The organism is Hadarchaeum sp. (SeqCode) (genome assembly GCF_049969415.1).
Classification (GTDB): Archaea; Hadarchaeota; Hadarchaeia; order Hadarchaeales; family Hadarchaeaceae; genus Hadarchaeum.
In genome coordinates this window covers 1-1,648 of the sequence record NZ_JBMFOX010000115.1, presented here as the reverse complement: position 1 = coordinate 1,648, position 1,648 = coordinate 1, and the positions used below count along the sequence as shown (strand labels likewise).

Annotated in this window: 2 protein-coding genes; one reads left to right on the top strand and one right to left on the bottom strand. The window is 44.8% G+C overall.

What is annotated here, in order from left to right; all coding sequences use genetic code 11:
• Positions 1-869 (bottom strand): AAA family ATPase (locus tag ACP5PX_RS08205; protein ID WP_428085460.1); only part of this gene is annotated, 869 nt, incomplete at its 3' end.
• 290 nt (positions 870-1,159) lie between these two features.
• Between ACP5PX_RS08205 and ACP5PX_RS08200 the strand changes: the two genes are divergently transcribed.
• Complete coding sequence (locus tag ACP5PX_RS08200) at positions 1,160-1,411, top strand: hypothetical protein (RefSeq protein WP_428085459.1); 252 nt, start codon at positions 1,160-1,162, stop codon at positions 1,409-1,411.
• Positions 1,412-1,648: the final 237 nt, after the last annotated feature.

Here is a 1,648-nt window from a genome sequence, read left to right as displayed (position 1 = left end):
GCTCTTTTTTCATCAATTGACCTGGAAATGCTGTCTATTTTTGTATTCAGCTTATCCTTTTCCCCTAGTGTCTTCTGATGCCTTTTTTTGAGTTCTTCGAGTTCACCTTCAAGCCGCGATATTTTCACATTCAGCTGCTCAATCTTTTCGTCACATTTTTTCTTTTTAATTAGCAAGAGAGTGCCTTGGATCTGTTCGTGTTCACGCTTAAGCTGTTTGTAGTAAATCGCAGTTTCCATTTGTCCGCGCAGATTCTCCATTTGGCCGGATATTTCGGCGAGGACGGCACCGACATTGTTCAGGTTGGCTTCCACCTTTTGAAGCTCGTTCAGGGACTTTTGTTTTTTCTCGTCGTATTCTGCCACACCGGCCAGATCATCGATTATCTTTCTCCGCTCGATTGGATCCATGTTGAAAAACCGGTTCACCTCACCCTGCAGCACAAAATTGTATCCGCCGGGGCAGGTCATCTTCGGCGCCAGCAGGTCAATAATCTCCTCGCGTGTCGCCCGGCGCTTGTTAATCCGATAGGTGCACTTGCCATCGCGATGCAGCTGCCGGGTGATAACAACTTCCTTTGAGTTTATCTGAAGTCCGCCGTCGCTGTTGTCAAAATGAAGGGAGACTTCAGCAAATGATGCGGGCCTGCTGCCGTTACCTCCGTTGAAAAGTAGATCGGAGAACCTCTCCGCCCGCATGGTTTTGGCGCTCATCCAGCCCAAAACGAAGCAGAGGGCGTCGATGATATTGCTCTTCCCCATCCCATTAGGCCCAACTATGGCCGTCAGTCCTTTGGACAGAGGAATGGTAACTTTATTGTTTCCAAATGATTTGAAGCCTCTTAGCTCAATTTTGCTTATGTACGGCAATATATCTCCCTTGGGGGTTGTTCACGCTACCCCCTCTTAAGCCCGCCTCCAAAAGCCAATTTATTGTCTTTGTTGACGGTTAAAAATTTTTTGTTTTCATAGATAACTCCTATCTAAAGGAGAAAATTGGCAAAAATTAGCATTTTAATTCCTCAAAAACAAAAATAAACCCTTTTAATTCCTTTTTTCCCTTGCAGGCAAAATTTATTCAAAATTATCATCCGCATTAAAAAACTCGCAACGATAGATTTATAAAGACTTCAAGCCCTAAATGCTCGAATAAGTTGGCGATGGTAATGGAGTTCTGTCCCAAGTGCGGTACCGTTCTTGTTCCGGCCAAGGTGGGCCGCTGTAAGAGATTGACATGTCCCAGATGCGGTTATAAAGGTAAGGTGAAAAAGATTTCCGCTTATAAAATCAGCGAGAGGGGTAAAGAAGCGCGCGAGGTGGCCATCATCGAGGAGAAGAAGGCTAAAAAGCGGCCGATCGTAAATGAGTATGAGATAGAGCCTCCTGAGTACGATGAGGAAATGTACGAGTAACGCTTGCCGTATTTTTGATATTTATAAGCAAGCTTCGTAGTTTTGAGGCTGTTCTCCATATAGTGGGTCTCAATTCGGCAACGTTTAATTCTAGCCGAGGTCGCGACATTTTCTAATCTTGGAGAAATTGCTAATTTGTATCTATAAAGCTGAGCCGCTCCCATAAAGTGCATCTATTTGGCAAAATACCCGCCGTTTACAGAGCGTTTTAGCAGGGCCCCGTTTTCGCCAGTTTCT